Source organism: Rahnella variigena, from assembly GCF_003610915.1.
Taxonomy (GTDB): Bacteria; Pseudomonadota; Gammaproteobacteria; order Enterobacterales; family Enterobacteriaceae; genus Rahnella; species Rahnella variigena.
In genome coordinates this window covers 1,131,437-1,148,694 of sequence record NZ_NSDJ01000001.1, presented here as the reverse complement: position 1 = coordinate 1,148,694, position 17,258 = coordinate 1,131,437, and the positions used below count along the sequence as shown (strand labels likewise).

Genomic DNA, 17,258 nt, shown 5'->3' with positions numbered 1-17,258 from the left:
AACCGCGTGAACTTTGCAGCGCACGCGGTTTTATTTCTGACAGAAGTTAAACTTCTTTTTCTACAAGAAGCGCTTCAAGTAAATCGAGATCATGCAGCAGTTTTTGCAGCGTCTCATTACTGATTTTCTGCGTGGCGCGCAGGTGATACAGCTCACCACGTTCAGCGCGCAGCGCAGTCAGACGGAAGCGACGCTCGAGGTTTTCCAGCTTCAGCGCGGTTTCCATATCATCGCGGTTGGCCGTGCGTCGTCGCAGAGTCCCGATAACCCGCGAGCTGATTTCCTTCAGCGTCTGCTCGTCGATGTTTTCTTCGGTATCTGCTGCCAGACGTTCCTCCATCTTATGCAGGCTTTCTATCGCCACTTCCGCCGCGATAGATTTCGCCATGCGTTCTTCTTCGCGGTACGCGGTACCATCCGCCACCACCACGCCTTTAAGCAGGAACGGCAAGGCAATCACGCCCGCAATCAGCGAGAACAGAATGACACCGGTCGCCAGGAACACCAGCTGATAGCGCGACGGGAACGCCGAACCATCGGCGAGGAACAGCGGAATTGACAGCACACCCGCCAGCGTAATCGCCCCGCGCACACCGGCGAAGGATGCCACCCACAGCTCACGCGTACTGTAGCTGCCAAACAGCAGCGGTTTCTTTTTCAGGAAACGGTTGCTGAAATTTTTCATCACCCACAGCCAGACGAAACGCAGGATCAGCAGTGCAAAGTAGATAATCCCGACGTCTGCGAACAGATGCCACGTCACGATAGACGGATCGTGTGTCGCCTGATCAATTGAGTTCTCAAGGATGCCCGGCAATTGCAGGCCCAGCATGATGAACACCATGCCGTTGAACACAAATTCCAGCATCGCCCAGACGCTGTTGGCACGCAGACGCATCGCCAGGGGTGCGTTACGGATAATGCCCGACTGGCTGATGGTCATACCGGCGGCCACTGCGGCCAGAATGCCCGATACGCCAATGTGTTCGGCAATCAGATAAGAGGCAAAAGGCAGCAGCAACAGGAAGACGATTTGCGTTGCCGGATCATCACCGCTCCAGCGGCTCATGATACGCAGCGATTTACTGTACAACCAGGTCACCGCCACACCGGCCATCAGGCCACCGATCGCCACTTTAAGGAACTCAACGCTGGCCCCGCCGACGGTAAAGATCATCGTACCCATCGCCACAGCGATAGCGAATTTCAGCGACACCAGACCGGACGCGTCATTCATCAGCGCTTCACCTTCCAGCACGCTCATGATCGACTTCGGAATACGGCCCTTGCCGACAATCCCGCCTAATGCCACGGCATCGGTGGGTGAAAGCACCGCAGCCAGCGCGAACGCAGCCACCAGCGGAATATCCGGCACCATCATATAAATCAGATAACCGATACCGACCACGGTGAGTAATACCAGCACCAGCGCCAGCCCAAGAATTTCGCGACCGTGGTGGAGGAATTCACGGGTCGGGGTTTTCCAGCCATCGGCGAACAGCAATGGCGGGATGAACAGAACGAGAAACAGTTCCGGATCGAAGTCCACGTGCAGGCCAAAATTGGGCCATGCCAGCAAAGCACCGACGGCAATCTGCATTAATGGAAGAGGAACCTGAAACGGCAACATTCTGGTGACGACACCGGACAGCGACACCACCAGAATCAAAATCAGAATGGTAAAGAATATTTCCATGCTTTCCTTAGACTCTTGTTTTTATGAATTTCAGCCAGACACAGGTGAGTGAGTCCGGAGCGAACCTTGAAATAGTAGATCAAAAGGGGATGAGATTTAAATCAGTGCGTGCGGTTACCTCAGAGAGGTTCTTGCTTCTCACCTTTCTCCGGAGCCGGAATGAAGGGTTTTTCTTGCTCCTCCCCCTGCGAAGGGGGAGGTCGGGAGGGGGTTTTAATGACAAATTCCATGCAAAAGCATACTTCAACCTACTGATTCGCCATTAATACCCCACCCCAACCCTCCCCTTCGCAGGGGAGGGAGTAATTCGGCCTGGCATCAAATCGCCCAGCCGCCCGCATAAAACACCACCAGCGCCACGGCGATCACCACCGTGCCCACGTTCAGCTTCCGCCATTCGCCGGAGAAAATACGGCCAATCACCAGCGAGCTGAAACCGAGCATAATGCCGGTCACGATGTTACAGGTCAGCACGATAAACACCGCGCACAGCAATCCTGACATCGCATCGACGAAATCGGTGAAATCCAGTTTGGTCACGTTGCTGAGCATCAGCAGACCCACGTACATCAGTGCCGGTGCGGTAGCGTATGCCGGCACCAGATAAGACAACGGAGACAGGAACAACATCAGCAGGAACAGCACGCCGACGACCGTCGCGGTCAGGCCGGTTTTGCCGCCCGCTGCAGTACCGGCTGCCGATTCGATGTAAACCGCTGCCGGTGATGCGCCAACCAGTGAGGCGAAAATGCTGCTCACGGAGTCTGCGGTCAGCGCTTTGCCGCCGCTGATGATCTGGCCGTTTTCATCCAGTAAATTTGCCTGACCTGCCACTGCGCGGATGGTGCCGGTAGCATCAAACACCGCGGTCATCACCAGCGCCAGAACGCTTGGTAATACTGCCGCTTTCAGCGCGCCCATGATGTCGAGATCGAAAATCACCGATTTGCCGTCAGCACCTGCCAGAGAAGGCATCGCGAACAAACCCTGATATTTCACGGCAGGATCGAAAATCAGACCAATAATGGAAATCGCGATAATCACCAGCAAAATGCCGCCGGGCACACGCAGTTTCTCAAGGCCAAAAATCACCGCCAGTCCGAGCAATGTCATGATCACCGGGAAAGAAGTAAAGGCGCCGAGCGCGACAGGTAAACCGTCCAGCGGGTTTTTCACCACCAGACCGACGCCGTTGGCCGCGATCAGCAACAGGAACAGGCCGATACCGATGCCGGTTCCGTGCGCAACGCCCGTTGGCAGGTTGCGCAAAATCCACGACCGGATGCCGGTCATCGAGATAATGGTGAACAATACGCCCATCAGGAATACCGCGCCGAGGGCAACCGGCACGCTGATGTGCTGGCCGAGCACCAGACTAAAGGCGGTAAAGGCAGTCAGAGAGATGGCGCAACCAATAGCCAGCGGCAGATTAGCCCACAGCCCCATCAGCAGGGAGCCGAAACCGGCCACCAGGCAGGTCGCGACAAACACGGCGCTTGGCGAGAAACCCGCTTTGCCGAGCATTGATGGCACAACGATGACCGAATACACCATCGCCAGAAACGTCGTTAAGCCGGCGATCACTTCCTGGCGAACGTTACTGCCACGCGCACTGATTTTGAAAAAAGCATCAAACGGGCCCTTTGGCGCAACGGCGCTGCCCGTCTGAGTGTGTTGACTCGACATGAAAATTCCTCTGAATGTCTCTGCTGATTAGCCGGCGTGGTCATTATGAAACCGTTTCTGCACGTTCACTTCCCTATTTGTCGCCTGAAATCGCCGAAACGGGCGTCAGAACGGCAAGGCAAACGTTTAACTCGCATCGCGTATGGCGGGACAAAAATTAACGCAAACGATTATCCGGCCTTTAACCTCACCTTTTCAACTGCGAATGACGACAATTTACCGTTGTCTGGTCAATAAAAACGCGGTTGTGGTGCAAATCTGTCCGTCTGGCGATTTGCTGTGCGGTAACGGTTGCGCACGCGCTTCGCGGCGATGAGAAAGAGAGACAGCAAATCAGGATGAATAGGCTATGCCGGGAGGTAAAAGACCGGAGATAAAAATAACAGGACGTTTATTAAGGTTTATTTTCTGATGGCGTTCATTGCGCAAATTTCACACCCGCAAAGAGCCCGCTATGAAATATAAAAAGGGAATACGTTCCGGCGATAAAAAACCAAAACGTTTCCCTTTATATTTTCCGCTGACTTAAAAACAATTAACGCAGGATATTCAAAGGGCCACCGGTTTCCAGAGCCCGCTGATAAGCCGGTCGGGCTGTCACATTGGAAAGCCATGCATTTAAATGTGGGTATTTTCCCAGACCGGTACGGGCGTTTATTGCTTCTACCGGGAAACTCATTTGAATGTCCGCTGCGCTGAACTGATAACCCGCGAAATAAGGATGCGTGGTCAGATGTTGTTCCAGATAATCCATATGGGTATAAATCTGTTTATCCAGATAGTTTTTCTGCACGCCCTGTCCGATCGCACCGGCAATCGGGCGGATCAGCCACGGCATTGGCGGCTTGCCTAAACGGCTGAAAATCAGCTTCATGACCAGCAGCGGCATCAGCGAACCTTCCGCATAATGCATCCAGTAGCGATACTGCTGGCGCTCCGCGAACGCCGTCGGTTTCAGCGTGCCTGCCTCATCGTACACTTCCTGCAGATACTCAATAATGGCGCCGGATTCCGCAAGGATCATGCCGTTATCTTCCAGTACCGGTGATTTGCCGAGAGGATGCACCTTTTTCAGCGATTCCGGTGCCAGCATGGATTTCTTATCACGTTGATACTGTTTGATTTCATAAGGTACGCTCAGTTCTTCGAGCATCCATAAGATTCGCTGTGATCGGGAGTTATCCAAATGATGAACTGTTAACATAAACGTCTTCTGCCCTGTCGTATTTAATTATTTGTTAACTATAGACAACGGTTTCGCAGGCCGTATCACATTCGTTTAAAAACCCTTTCTTTTATCCGGATTAATACCGCCAAAATCTTTTTATTTGATTAAAATCACTTACGGATTAATCTTAATTACACGAAAAAAATTATCGTAACTTCATTCGCCTTTAATAATTCTTAATGCCATTATCGCCGGATAAAAATCAGCCCGTCGCTTTCGACTCTATGTTTGTGGAGCCTTACATGTTTTCCAGTAATTACAACAATGTGCTTGTCATGTTTTCGTTCATTGTTGCAATGCTTGCCTCTTATACCGCGCTTGATATGGCTGGCCGGGTTGCCACCACGGAGGGAAGGGCTTCCCGGCTTTGGTTAATTGGTGGTGCCATTGCAATGGGCATCGGTATCTGGTCCATGCATTTCATCGGCATGCTGGCTTTTAATTCCTCTATGCCAATGGGTTACGACCCGGTCATTACATTGCTTTCCATGCTGATTGCGATTATTTCCTCGGCGTTTGCGCTCTGGCTGGTATGCCTGCATGAGTTGCCGCTGCGGCGATTGCTGGCGGGCGCGTTACTGATGGGTGGCGGCATTGCGGCCATGCATTACACCGGAATGTCAGCGATGCTGATGATGCCGCCGATTGTTTATGACTTCCGCTGGGTCACATTATCCGTCGTGGTCGCCATTGTTGCCTCCGGCGCAGCACTGTGGATGGCGTTCCATCTGCGCCAGCAATCGCCGAATGTGCGTCTGTTGCGCATCAGTGCCGCCGTGGTGATGGGCACGGCGATTGTTGGTATGCACTATATCGGTATGGCCGCTGCGCAATTCCCCATGGACAGCCATAGCATGGCGGCCTTCAGCGGCGTGGATAACAACTGGCTGGCGCTGCTGGTGATTGTGGTGACGCTGGCTATTCTGGCGATCACCCTGATTATTTCTATTCTTGATGGCCGGATGCAGGCGCGCACGTCGATTCTGGCGTCGTCGCTGGCGCAGGCTAACCGCGAGCTGACTCAGCTGGCGCTGCACGACAATCTCACCCGTTTGCCGAACCGCCTGTTGCTGGAAGATCGCCTCAGCCAGGCGTTTCAGAAAGCCTCGCGGGGAGAATCTCAGTTTGCGGTGCTGTTTATAGATCTCGACGGGTTCAAAGCCGTTAACGATGCTTTTGGCCATCACATCGGCGATCAGCTGTTAATTTCTGTCACTGAGCGGCTGAAATCCCAGCTGCGCGCGACAGACACGCTGGCACGTCTCGGCGGTGATGAATTTGTCCTGCTGGTGGAAATCGCTGAACCGACAGACGCTTCTCAGTTAGCCGATAAACTGGTGCATCTGATTGCCCGTCCGTTTTACGTGTCCCGCTACGAACTGCTGGTGTCCGCCAGTGTCGGTATCGCGGTATATCCGGGCGACGGCGAAAATGAGCGCGAGCTGATGCTCAATGCTGACGCTGCGATGTATCACACCAAAAATTCAGGCCGCAACGGGCACAGTTTCTTTCAGCCTTCGATGAATGCCAATGCGCAAAACCAGCTGCAGATGCTCAATGATTTGCGTCTGGCTATTGAGCACCATGAACTGCGTTTGCACTATCAGCCGAAATTTATCGCGCCTTACGGGCCGGTCAGCGGGTTCGAGGCGCTGCTGCGCTGGGAGCGTGACGGCAAAACGCTGAGCCCGGATGTGTTCCTGCCACTGGCAGAGAAAACCGGTCTGATCATTCCGATTGGCGAATGGGTGCTGAATGAAGCCTGCCGCCAGCTGCGCGAATGGCATCTGCAAGGACACACCACCTGGACGGTGGCGGTCAATCTGTCCACGCTGCAATTTGAGCAGTCGAATCTGGTCGAAATGGTGATTGACACGATTAAACGTCATCAAATCCCGCCGGAAATGCTGACGCTGGAAGTCACCGAAACCACTGCAATGCGCAATCCGGACGTCAGCGTAGAAATTCTCGAACGCCTGACCCAGTACGGTGTGAAGGCCTCGATTGACGATTTCGGCACCGGCTATTCCAGCCTGTTGTATCTGAAGCGTCTGCCGGCCAGCGAACTGAAAATCGACGGGGCCTTTATCAATGACCTGATCGCCGGCAGCGAAGATGCCAGCATTGTGGCGGCGATTATCGCTCTGGGCCAGACCCTTAATCTGAAAGTGGTGGCCGAAGGCGTGGAGACCACCCAGCAGCAGGATTTCCTGACGCAGCTGGGTTGCGACACGTTGCAGGGCTATCTGCTGGGACGTCCGATGACACCGCAACAGATTGCCCAGCATCCCGATACCGACTGGGAACCGCAGCTCTCCATCAATCATAAACCTGACTAACCCAGGGCGTCGTACATCACGCGGTCGCTGTGCGGAAAAATCGCACAGCGTTGCGCAGTTCGACGCTTTGTTCCGTCAGCGATTGCGCGGCAGCAGCAGCCTGTTCAACCAGCGCCGCATTTTGCTGCGTCACCTGATCCATCTGACCGACCGCAATCCCCACTTCATGGATCCCGCTGTGTTGCTCCGAACTGGCGGTCGAAATTTCACTCACAATCTCCGCCACCTTATTCACCGAAATCACGATTTCGCTCATCGCTTTACTGGCACGATCGGCCTGATCTGAACCTTCGGAAATTTTACTCACCGTGTCCTGAATAAGATCTTTAATCTCTTTTGCCGCCTGCCCGCTTTTCTGTGCCAGCACGCGGACTTCACTCGCCACAACCGCAAAACCTTTACCCTGCGTCCCCGCGCGTGCCGCTTCCACGGCGGCATTGAGCGCCAGTAAATTGGTCTGAAAAGCGATGCCTTCAATGACGCTGATAATATTAATGATTTCGCTGGAGCTGCCGGAGACATCGCGCATATGCGCCTGCATACCGCTGACAATCGCCCCGCCCTGCGAGGCCGTTTTCGAGGTTTCGTGTGCCAGCTGGCTGGCCTGCCGCGCATTCTCAGCATTCTGGCTGACGGTCGCCGTCAGGTTCTGCATATTCGAACTGGTTTGTACCAGCGATGCCGCCTGCTCTTCTGTGCGCTGCGAGAGATCGACGTTGCCCTGCTCAATTTCACTGGCGGCGTGATTTATCGACTCGCTGCCCTGCATGATCTGATGAATGGTTTTGTTCAGTTGGAGATTCATGGCATTCAGCGAAGCCAGCAAACTGCTCTCATCTCCCGGCTTAAGGGCAATTTTGGCGGCCAGATTACCGGTCGAAATCTCATGCATAATCGAAGCCGCATAAGCCGGTTCTCCGCCCAGCTGGGTGATAAGATTTCGTGCCAGCAAAAGCGCCATAAGCAGGGAAATAATAAAGGCCACGGCGACCAGCACTAAAAACATCACACTGGCATTCCGATAACTGCGGTGCGTCTGTGCGGCCGCCTTCTCGCTGTTGGCAAGTTCGTCACTGACCAGCTTCGCCAGATCTGCCATCAGCTGGGTGCGGTATTTACGTGAATTGTCACCGCTGATTTGTGTGGCCTGCGCAATATCGTTGCGTTCCACTGCTGCAATAACTTCATCGTTTGCCAGCGAAAACTGTTCGAAATTCCTGACGATTTGCTTAAAGAGGTCTGATTTACTGCCTCCGCTGTTCAGCTTCTGATACGCATTTTCGGCGGTCTTGAAGGTATCGACGGCTTGCTGAATTTCCATCCGATGCCCGTCGCGTGGCGCTCCTTGCGGCGAAGCAATGTATTGCACCTGCTGCAGGCGTAATTCCGCCAGTGTGCCGCGCATCACCAGCGGATATTGCACACCGGGAAGACGATAGGCACGGTAGTTTTCGATCTGCTGATTACTGCTGTTGAGCAACCAGGCGGACATGGCGGCAAGGGTGAGCATCAGCGCCATCACGAAGGCAAAAGCGCCGAGTAAACGGGTAAGAACAGAGAGACTGGTGAATTTTTTCATCTGGACACATCAGAAAGTCAGTGAAAGGAAACTCTCATAACGGCCGGAAAAAAGGGAACTTTATGGCAAAATGAAACTATATTTCATTTTGTTAAACACTGGCTTTCAAAATGTAATTCCACGGTTACCGGACAAATTTTTCATGTTATCCGCGAGGCTAAAAAGATGATCTGCAACGCAGATTGGGATTTTTGCCCTCTCAGGGCGCGAGGGCAATATCGATGCAATATTTGGGGCGACTTAGTTTCAGCGCGGTTCAAAATCCGGCCATAACGGCGCGATGTCAGACATCAGATTCGGGGTTCCGGCTGCCACTGCCATATGCCGGTAATTGTCGGTACCGTCCGGCGTTTTCGCGAATTTCACCAAGGTGTGCAGTCCGGCCTCCTGACACAGCACGGCGCCTCCTGCAATGTCCCACAGCGTCGTGCGGCGTTGCAGATGCCCGTCGATAATGCCTTTGGCGGCAAACACCATGCCGACGGTCGTACAGCGATAACAATGCACCGACCAGTCTGCGGCGCGAAGCCCCCGATAGAATGCCGAAGCTTCGTCCAGTTTGTCGTCGGAGCTGTCACCCAGCGACACAATCTGCACGTCGCCAAAACGGTCATCGCGACGGAATGGCTTTCCGTTCAGGAAGATCCCCTTTCCGGATTCTGCTGCAAACAGGTCGTTTAATACCGGCAACGCTACAATGCCCATCACCGGCTTTTTATTCTCCACCAGGCCGAGCGACACGCCCCATAATGGCGAACCGCGCAGGAAATTCGAGGTTCCGTCAATCGGGTCGATCACCCAGCAAGGCGCGTCTGTCAGCACGCCGCCCAGTTCCTCACCGATGATGGCATCCTGCGGGAAATGCTCTGCAAGCTGACGGCGGATAAAATGCTCGACCGCCACATCCGCCTCAGAGACGAAATCCTGCGTGCGTTTGCTGCTGACTTCAATGGTGTCCCGGCGGTTAAAAAAGCCCAGCGCCAGTTCAGCCGCCTGCGCCGCGATCTGACTGGCCATCGCCAGACGGGAGGACATCGTCGTGTTGGTCATCATAAATCCTGAATATTCAGTCTGAAGGAGAAACGTCATTTCCATAGAATGCACCGGAATCGATGAATAAAAAATGACAACCTGACGCTTGCTTAAACAGCGCAAAACACTCTATATCTGTGTGCTTCACTTTTCTGCTTTCCGCCGGAGATTGCCATGCCTGATGCCGCCCACTGGATCCCGTTTTTGCTGATTTGCCTTGGCCTGGTGTTAACGCCCGGTCCGAACATGATCTACCTGATTTCGCGTTCATTGTGTCAGGGACCAAAAGCCGGTCTTATCTCGCTCGGCGGCGTGGTGCTGGGCTTTCTGTTTTATATGCTTTTTGCCGCGCTCGGTATTACCGCGCTGGTGATGGCGGTGCCGTTCGCTTATGACGCATTGCGCATCGGTGGCGCAGCATATCTGCTGTATATGGCGTGGCAGGCGGTGAAACCCGGCGGGCGCTCGCCGTTTCAGGTCAAAGATTTACCGCGCGACAGCAATAAAAAGCTGTTCACAATGGGTCTGGTGACCAACCTGCTGAACCCGAAAGCTGCCGTGTTATATCTGACACTGTTGCCGCAATTCATCGTGCCAGAGCAGGGCCATGTGCTGATACAGTCGCTGATTCTTGGCAGCTCGCAGATTCTGATCAGTGCGACGGTAAACGCTCTGATCGCCCTTTCTGCCGGTTATATCGCCGTTTTCCTCGCAGGACGCCCGTTGTGGATGATACTTCAGCGCTGGTTTATGGGCGCGGTTCTCGGCGGACTGGCGGTGCGTATGCTGCTCGACGGCCGCAAATAGCTTCGGTTTATAAAAACGGTCCTTTATCACCGATCATATTCACTTAACGGTCAACGCTATATAATCCCCTGCATAACGTAACCAGAGGATTTATCCGTGCGCGCATTATCATCCCGCTTTTTACCTTCGCTCGCTTTGCTCGGGCTGGCCCTGAGCTTTGCCTCCCCTTCTGCTCTGGCTTCACGCCAGATAACTGACCAGTTAGGCCGTCAGGTCACGATCCCCGATAACGTGGATCGCGTGGTCGTTCTGCAACATCAGACCCTGAATCTGCTGGTTCAGCTTGATGCCACCAAAGACATTGTTGGCGTGCTGAATAACTGGCAGAAACAACTGGGCAGCGGTTATGCACGTCTTGCACCAGAGCTTCTGAAAACGCCGGAAGTGGGTGACCTGACCAGTGTGAATCTGGAAAGCGTGGTCGCGCTGCATCCGCAGGTGGTTTTCGTCACCAACTATGCGCCGCAGGAAATGATCGACCAGATCAGCCAGACCGGCATCGCGGTCGTCGCGATTTCACTGCGTGACGATCCGAAAGGCGAAGAACATAAAATGAATCCGGTGCTGCCTGATGACGATAAGGCGTACACCGAAGGGCTGAAGAAAGGTATCGCGCTGATTGGCGAAGTGGTTAATCACCAGAAACAGGCTCAGGCATTGATCGACTATACTTTTTCAGAGCGCAAGCTCACCGCCGAACGTCTGAAAAGCATTCCGCCTGAACAGCGGATCCGCACATACATGGCAAATCCCGACCTGACCACTTACGGTTCCGGTAAATATACCGGCCTGATGATGTCCCATGCCGGCGCGATGAACGTGGCCGCCGCGACCGTGAAAGGCTTTAAACAAGTGGCGATGGAACAGGTGATTGCCTGGGATCCACAGGTGATCTTCGTGCAGGACAGATATCCGGAAGTGGTCGGGCAGATCAACAGTGATCCGAAGTGGCAAAGTATTGATGCCGTTAAACATCATCGGGTGTATCTGATGCCGGAATACGCCAAAGCCTGGGGCTACCCGATGCCCGAAGCGCTGGCGATAGGTGAACTGTGGATGGCGAAAAAACTGTATCCACAAAAATTCGCCGATATCGATATGCAAAAACAGGCAGACGCTTATTACCAGCGCTTCTACCGGACGGATTTTAAATCCGCGGCAGAGGCGGCGCGCGCGGGGAAATAACCTCGTCCCCGGCGTTTATTGTTGAGGCAATGTGACAAGGAGACCTGATGACAAATTCAATCAAAGTGCTGGCCGCAGGTAGCCTGCGCCGGGCATGGCAGCCGTTGTGTGAAGCGTTTACGGAAAAAACAGGCACCAAAGTAATTGCAGAATTCGGCCCTGCCGGGCTGTTACGTGAACGCATCGAACAGGGTGAGAAAGTCGATCTGTTTGCTTCCGCCAATACTTCTCACCCGCTGGCCTTACAGCAGCATGGTAAAGCGCTGTCAGTGGACAGTTTTTGCGGCAACAGCTTGTGCGTGACGGCGCGTAAAGTGCCGGAACTGGACACACTTAACTGGCTGAAAGTGCTGCTCGATTCGCGTTTCCGGCTGGCGACTTCGACGCCAAAAAGTGATCCTTCCGGCGACTATACCTGGCAGATGTTTGAAAATATTGAGCGTCGCCATCCGGGCGCTGGAGAAACCCTGCGCAATAAAGCCTTACGGCTGGTGGGCGGTGAAAATTCAGCAAAAGTGCCGGAAGGAAAACTGGCTGCGGAATGGCTGATTTGCAGCGGGCAAGCCGATGTATTTATCGGCTATACCAGTTATGCCACGCTGCTGCGTGAAAATGACGAGCTGGAAGTGTTCAACGTGCCGGCCGATTACAATGTCCGCGCCATCTACGCGCTGGCCACCTGCACCGAAAAAGGCAAACCGCTGGCGGAATTTATTCTTTCAGAAACCGGCCAGCATATTTTGCAGAACGCCGGTTTTTGCGGAAAGCATTCGGTGATGCCGGAATAAAGATTAATGATCTAAATCGCGTTCCTTCATTGCCCGCTGACGATCGTAATACTCATCTTCGGCGGCAATGATTTCATCCAGCAGGGAATCCACATCGGCTTTATGCGTATCTTCGGCAAACAGGCCGGTCAGCGGCGATTCCGGCGTCAGTTTGCCGTCTTCGTACAATGCCCAGATCTCTTTGGCATAGCGCGTTTCCAGCAACTTCGGCGCGAACTGACCGTAATACTCGGTCATGTTATTCACATCGCGCTCAAACATCGATTCGGCATGGTTATTGGCGGCGGCATCCACGGCCTGCGGCAGGTCGATAATCACCGGCCCGTCGGCATCCATCAGCACGTTAAACTCTGATAAATCGCCATGCACGATACCGGCACACAACATGCGCACGATATTGCGGATCATGGTTTCGAAATCAGCGACGGCTTCTTCTTCGGTAAGGATGACATCACTGAGGCGCGGTGCGACCACACCGTCAGCGTCGGTGATTAACTCCATCAGCAACACGCCATCGAGACAAATGTAAGGCTGCGGCACGCGCACACCGGCATTCGCCAGGCGGAACAGCGCATCGACTTCCGCCGTCTGCCAGGACTCTTCCTGCTGTTTGCGTCCGAACTTAGTGCCCTTTTGCATCGCACGCGCGTTGCGGCTGTTACGGACTTTACGGCCTTCCTGATACTGTACGGCCTGTTTGAAGCTACGCTGTGTCGCTTCTTTATAAACCTTGGCACAACGGATCTCTTCACCGCATAAAACGGTGTACACGTCGGCCTCTTTGCCACTTTTCAGTCGACGGACCACATCATCAATCAGGCCGTCATCCACCAGAGGTTGGATTCTATTTGGGATTTTCATGCAGCCTTGTACCTTATTTCAGCGCATGAGGGAATGACCTGCGCAATATTCCCTTCATTACACACCAGACACGCCGTTCGCGTCATCCTTTCTTGATCCTTATCGCTTACTGCCTTCAGGAGTACAGTTTAACGTAGTGGCGATGGAGTGGATACTTTCTGCGCACAAGTTATTGTCATTCTGCGTAAAAAAGCACACGGACATTGTGGATGTTTTCCCTCTGATCATCATCGCCGGGAATTTGACTTAAATGACTGTTTCACGCCTGATAATTATTTCTTACTGTAAATAAGTCCTGCCAGTTATTATATTTTCATATCGCCGGAACTTTTCCTCTGACTTGAGCTTTTCGTGCTGTTTAGCTGAGGTTTAATAACGGCATGAAATGGTATACGCTCCGTTTAGAATTTTGGTGGTACTGTGCCGGTAATTTCCCGTTGCAGGTTGTCTATTATGAACACGCTATTAATTACCGGTGCCACTGGTTTCGTTGGCGGAGCTGTTGTTGAATATTTCTTGCGTCAGCAATTAACCACCAGAAATAAACTATTACTTTTAGTCAGGGCTGACGATAATACGACGGGACTCGCCAGAATTATCGATAACTTAAAGAAATTTGAACTCAGTGATGAACAGCTTTCTTCACTGAGCGAACAGTCAATATTAACCGGTGACTTAGCTGAGCCGGAAAGTTTTATTCATGACCCGCGTTTAGATAATGTCACGCACGTCATTAACTGTGCCGCTATAGCTTCATTCGGTAATAATCCGGCCATGTGGCGGGTGAATGTTGAAGGCTCGCTGGTGTTTGCCAAACGCATGGCGCAGGTCAAAGGGCTGCAAAGATTTGTGCATGTCGGCACGGCGATGGCCTCAATGCCTGATAAAGACAGCGTATTCTATGAAGGGATGCCGGATAACGAGCAGAACGAAGACCTGGTGCAATATACCGCGTCCAAGCGCGCCATCGAGAATCTGGTGCGTGAAGAATGTCCGTCACTGCCATTTATCGTCGCACGTCCGTCGATTATCGTCGGTCATACCCAGTACGGTTGCCAGCCTTCGAGCAGCATTTTCTGGGTCTTTATGATGGCGATAAAACTGAAGAAATTTACCTGTACGCTCGACGACCAGGTGGATGTGATCCCGGTAGATTATTGTGCGATGGTGCTGGCAAAATTATGTCTGGCGACCGAACTCAGCCATAATTTTTATCATATTTCTTCCGGCGAAGAGATGTGTACACCCTTCCATGAAATTGATACCTCTGTGGCGAAAGCAAATAATGCGCCACGGATTATCAGCGAATATGAGCAGATCAGTTATCAGGACTTCACCGGTATCCGTAAGCAATTTAAAGATGTGCTTGGCCCGTGTAATGACAAAATTATTTTACGCGCCATTAAACTTTACGGCGGCTTTGCCCAATTAAACGTGAAATTTGATAACTCACGCTTATTGAATATGGGCATTCCTAAACCTGCTGCCTTTAAAAGTTATATTGATAAATGTGTTTCCTCTACCCGTGGGCAATCTATCAGTGAACTGATGCGGGTGGATTTTAAATAAACCCGATGTCTGTTAAATATTAAACACTCCCCTCAATCATTCTCGCTGCATCAAGGCGGCAACGGAATGAATCCCCGGGAGCTTACATAAGTAAGTGACCGGGGTGAGTGACCAATCTGCACGGAGCAGACTGGAACGCTGCTTGCAGCGGCTCCTTCAGGAGCGAGGCCCATGGATGGGCCGAGTAACGCAGCCAACGCAGAAGCAGCGTGAAGGATGACGGGGATTATACCAGGCCGTTTCGGCCATAAAGCCTGAAACCTTCGCGCTGATTCAGCCTGTCGTAATACGCCGTCACTGCCGGTAACGCCGGACCTGGCATCGGCGTCATCGACCAGCGGTTCACCGCCAGCCCGAGCGGAATATCCGCCAGCGTAAAATTATCTCCCAGCACGAAATCGCCGCTGCGCTGAAGTTGTTCTTCCAGCATCTGCATATGACGATTCCATTCGCTGACACCGGCATCAATCAGCGCCGGATCCTGATGTTGCGGACTGTTGCGCGCCAGCGCCGGAAACGCATAGCGCCAGGCGTTATTCAGCTCACCGGCCTGCCAGTCCATCCACTGTTCCGTCAGCGCACGGCGTTTCGGGTCAGAGGACAGCAAATCTTCACGCCCTTCCCGCGCCGCCAGATACCGGCAAATCACGTTGGATTCCCACAGCACGAACTCGCCGTCGAGCACCACCGGCACCATCGCATTCGGATTCAGCGCTTTAAATTCCGCTGTCTGCGTGGACTGAAAACCTGAACCAAACTGCTCCTGCTCGTAATCCAGCCCCAGCTCATGGCAGGTCCACAACACTTTACGTACATTGATCGACGGTGATTTACCCAGAATCTTCAGCATGATTTCCCCTGTCAGGTAGAACACAGATGGCCGGTCACGACGGACGAACAAAAATCCGCGTGTCAGAGCCGTGATAAGTGGTGTCGGTTTTCGCCACGAAACCACATTTTTCCGCCAGCCGAATTGAAGCCTGATGCTCCGGCGCAATAATGCAGCATAGCTGACGATCCAGATTTGTTTCAGCCCAGCGGATCACCGCCTGCGCCGCTTCAAACGCGTAACCTTTGCCGTGAAACGCCGGAGAAACTACCCAGCCCATTTCCGCCATGCCGTTGAGCGAGGGAGTAATGTCACGCTGATAATCCGCCAGACCGATTTCGCCGGCAAACGCGCCTTCTGTACCATTTGTTTTTTCGAACACAATCCAGTAACCAAAACCGAGCATCTGCCAGTGGCCGGGATAACGCAGCAGGCGGCTCCAGCTGGCTTCGCGATCCGACGGTGTGCCGCCGATATATTTTACCACCGCAGGATCGGCCCACTGCGCGGCAATATGTTCAAAATCATCAACGCGATGAGCGCGTAAAATCAGACGTTCGGTTTCAATAACAGGTGCCTGGGTCAGCATGGTTTTCCCTGAATAAAGTGAATTTCCATTAAATTAGCACTGGAATCAGACAGACCGGAAGAGGGGTTTTAACGCGGAATGAAAATCAGACGATAATGCCGCCGCGCAGCGCCGACGGCGTGATGCCGCGGACGGATTTAAAGCGGTTACTAAAATGACTGGTGGAACTGAATCCGCACTCAAGCGCGATAGCCGTGATGTTCATCTGGCTGGTTTTCAGCAGATTTTCCGCGTGGATCAGCCGGGCGTTCATTACGTACTGATGCGGCGCCAGCCCCATGCTTTGCCTGAACATACGTGCAAAATGGAATTCGCTGAGTTGTCCCAGCGCAGCCAGTTCCGGCAGCAATAAAGGCTCAGCCAGATGGGTGTGAATGTAATCTTTCACGCGATTGAGAATATGCGGTGCCAGCCCGCCGCGCACCGTCGGCAGCGCCCATTGCAGATGGGTATAATTTTTGACCAGATGCGCCAGTAGCAGATTGGCGGTGCTGCTCAGCATCAGCTGATTGCTGTTTTCCTGCCACTGACTGCTGAGCAAAAAGTGGCGATACAACAGCGTAATCTGCGGATCTTCTTCGAACGTGCGTTCCTCCAGCTCAATTGCCGCCGGGCTGCGATCCCAGGTTTGCTCGACCAGATACCGCAGATGGTCGTCGGAGCAGTACAGATGTACAAACGACAAGTCGTCGCGCACGTCCCAGCTCGACATGCTGCCTTTCGGCATCAGACAAAAGCGATCCGGCCCGCCGCCGTTACGCCAGCCGCCACGGGTTTTGTGATAGCACTCGTAACCGTCGGCAACGTACAGGCTCAGCGTGTGGTGATCGGCGCTTTCCTGATTCACGATGTCATTTTTGTTCGACCACGCCGCCAGCTGAATGCCGGAACCCAGCTCCACACTGTCATGCAGAACCGCTTTGTGCTGACGCAGCGTTTCAAAAGCCTGATAAACCTTCGTCATGGCATGTCCGTGTGGAGGAAAGAAGAGGTTCAGTTTACGGTTTTTCACCGTCACAGAGCCACATTTTGCAGGCCGCCGCCGCAAAAAATGCGCAAGAATATGCAAC

The 17,258-nt window shown here is 53.1% G+C and carries 14 protein-coding genes; 5 read left to right on the top strand and 9 right to left on the bottom strand.

Annotated features, from left to right (window positions below):
- Positions 1-46 precede the first annotated feature (46 nt).
- The 3 genes from CKQ54_RS05310 to CKQ54_RS05290 form a co-directional block, all read right to left on the bottom strand.
- Positions 47-1,696, bottom strand: coding sequence for a Na+/H+ antiporter (locus tag CKQ54_RS05310; RefSeq protein WP_113876704.1), 1,650 nt, complete (start codon positions 1,694-1,696; stop codon positions 47-49).
- 318 nt (positions 1,697-2,014) lie between these two features.
- Positions 2,015-3,382 carry an NCS2 family permease gene (locus CKQ54_RS05300; protein ID WP_113876702.1) on the bottom strand — a complete coding sequence of 456 codons (1,368 nt, stop codon included), beginning with the start codon at positions 3,380-3,382 and terminating at the stop codon, positions 2,015-2,017.
- Between the two features lie 535 nt (positions 3,383-3,917).
- Complete coding sequence (locus CKQ54_RS05290; RefSeq protein ID WP_113876701.1) at positions 3,918-4,586, bottom strand: glutathione S-transferase family protein; 669 nt, start codon at positions 4,584-4,586, stop codon at positions 3,918-3,920.
- A 266-nt stretch (positions 4,587-4,852) separates the two neighbouring features.
- Here CKQ54_RS05290 and CKQ54_RS05285 point away from each other — a divergent pair, with 266 nt between their 5' ends.
- Positions 4,853-6,949, top strand: coding sequence for a putative bifunctional diguanylate cyclase/phosphodiesterase (locus CKQ54_RS05285; protein WP_120162189.1), 2,097 nt, complete (start codon positions 4,853-4,855; stop codon positions 6,947-6,949).
- 16 nt (positions 6,950-6,965) lie between these two features.
- On the opposite strand, the gene CKQ54_RS05280 is transcribed toward CKQ54_RS05285, so the two are convergent.
- Positions 6,966-8,528 (bottom strand): methyl-accepting chemotaxis protein, encoded by a 1,563-nt coding sequence (locus CKQ54_RS05280; RefSeq protein WP_120162190.1) that lies wholly within the window; start codon positions 8,526-8,528, stop codon positions 6,966-6,968.
- 246 nt (positions 8,529-8,774) lie between these two features.
- Positions 8,775-9,578, bottom strand: a complete 804-nt coding sequence (locus tag CKQ54_RS05275; RefSeq protein ID WP_120162215.1) for an inositol monophosphatase family protein — start codon at positions 9,576-9,578, stop codon at positions 8,775-8,777.
- Between the two features lie 156 nt (positions 9,579-9,734).
- On the opposite strand from CKQ54_RS05275, the gene CKQ54_RS05270 reads away from it, so the two are divergent.
- The 3 genes from CKQ54_RS05270 (at position 9,735) to modA (ending at position 12,340) form a co-directional block, all read left to right on the top strand.
- The gene (locus CKQ54_RS05270; RefSeq protein ID WP_120162191.1) at positions 9,735-10,367 is read left to right on the top strand and encodes a LysE family translocator; all 633 of its coding nucleotides are present in this window, start codon (positions 9,735-9,737) and stop codon (positions 10,365-10,367) included.
- 96 nt (positions 10,368-10,463) lie between these two features.
- Positions 10,464-11,552, top strand: a complete 1,089-nt coding sequence (locus CKQ54_RS05265) for an ABC transporter substrate-binding protein (RefSeq protein ID WP_120162192.1) — start codon at positions 10,464-10,466, stop codon at positions 11,550-11,552.
- Positions 11,553-11,599: 47 nt separating this feature from the next.
- A complete protein-coding gene (gene modA, locus CKQ54_RS05260; protein WP_120162193.1) occupies positions 11,600-12,340 on the top strand; it encodes a molybdate ABC transporter substrate-binding protein in 741 nt (246 codons plus the stop codon).
- 3 nt (positions 12,341-12,343) lie between these two features.
- On the opposite strand, the gene CKQ54_RS05255 is transcribed toward modA, so the two are convergent.
- Positions 12,344-13,201, bottom strand: a complete 858-nt coding sequence (locus CKQ54_RS05255) for a PA4780 family RIO1-like protein kinase (RefSeq protein WP_120162194.1) — start codon at positions 13,199-13,201, stop codon at positions 12,344-12,346.
- 453 nt (positions 13,202-13,654) lie between these two features.
- On the opposite strand from CKQ54_RS05255, the gene CKQ54_RS05250 reads away from it, so the two are divergent.
- Positions 13,655-14,770, top strand: coding sequence for an SDR family oxidoreductase (locus CKQ54_RS05250; protein WP_120162195.1), 1,116 nt, complete (start codon positions 13,655-13,657; stop codon positions 14,768-14,770).
- Positions 14,771-14,996: 226 nt separating this feature from the next.
- Here the strand turns inward: CKQ54_RS05250 and CKQ54_RS05245 are convergent, their stop codons facing one another.
- The 3 genes from CKQ54_RS05245 to CKQ54_RS05235 all read right to left on the bottom strand — a co-directional run bounded on the left by CKQ54_RS05245 (position 14,997) and on the right by CKQ54_RS05235 (position 17,152).
- Positions 14,997-15,620 carry a glutathione S-transferase family protein gene (locus tag CKQ54_RS05245; RefSeq protein ID WP_120162196.1) on the bottom strand — a complete coding sequence of 208 codons (624 nt, stop codon included), beginning with the start codon at positions 15,618-15,620 and terminating at the stop codon, positions 14,997-14,999.
- A gap of 34 nt (positions 15,621-15,654) precedes the next feature.
- Positions 15,655-16,188: a GNAT family N-acetyltransferase gene (locus tag CKQ54_RS05240; protein ID WP_120162197.1), complete on the bottom strand. Its 534-nt coding sequence runs from the start codon at positions 16,186-16,188 to the stop codon at positions 15,655-15,657.
- A gap of 85 nt (positions 16,189-16,273) precedes the next feature.
- Entirely contained in the window at positions 16,274-17,152 is an 879-nt protein-coding gene (locus CKQ54_RS05235) for an AraC family transcriptional regulator (RefSeq protein WP_120162198.1), read from the bottom strand.
- Positions 17,153-17,258: the final 106 nt, after the last annotated feature.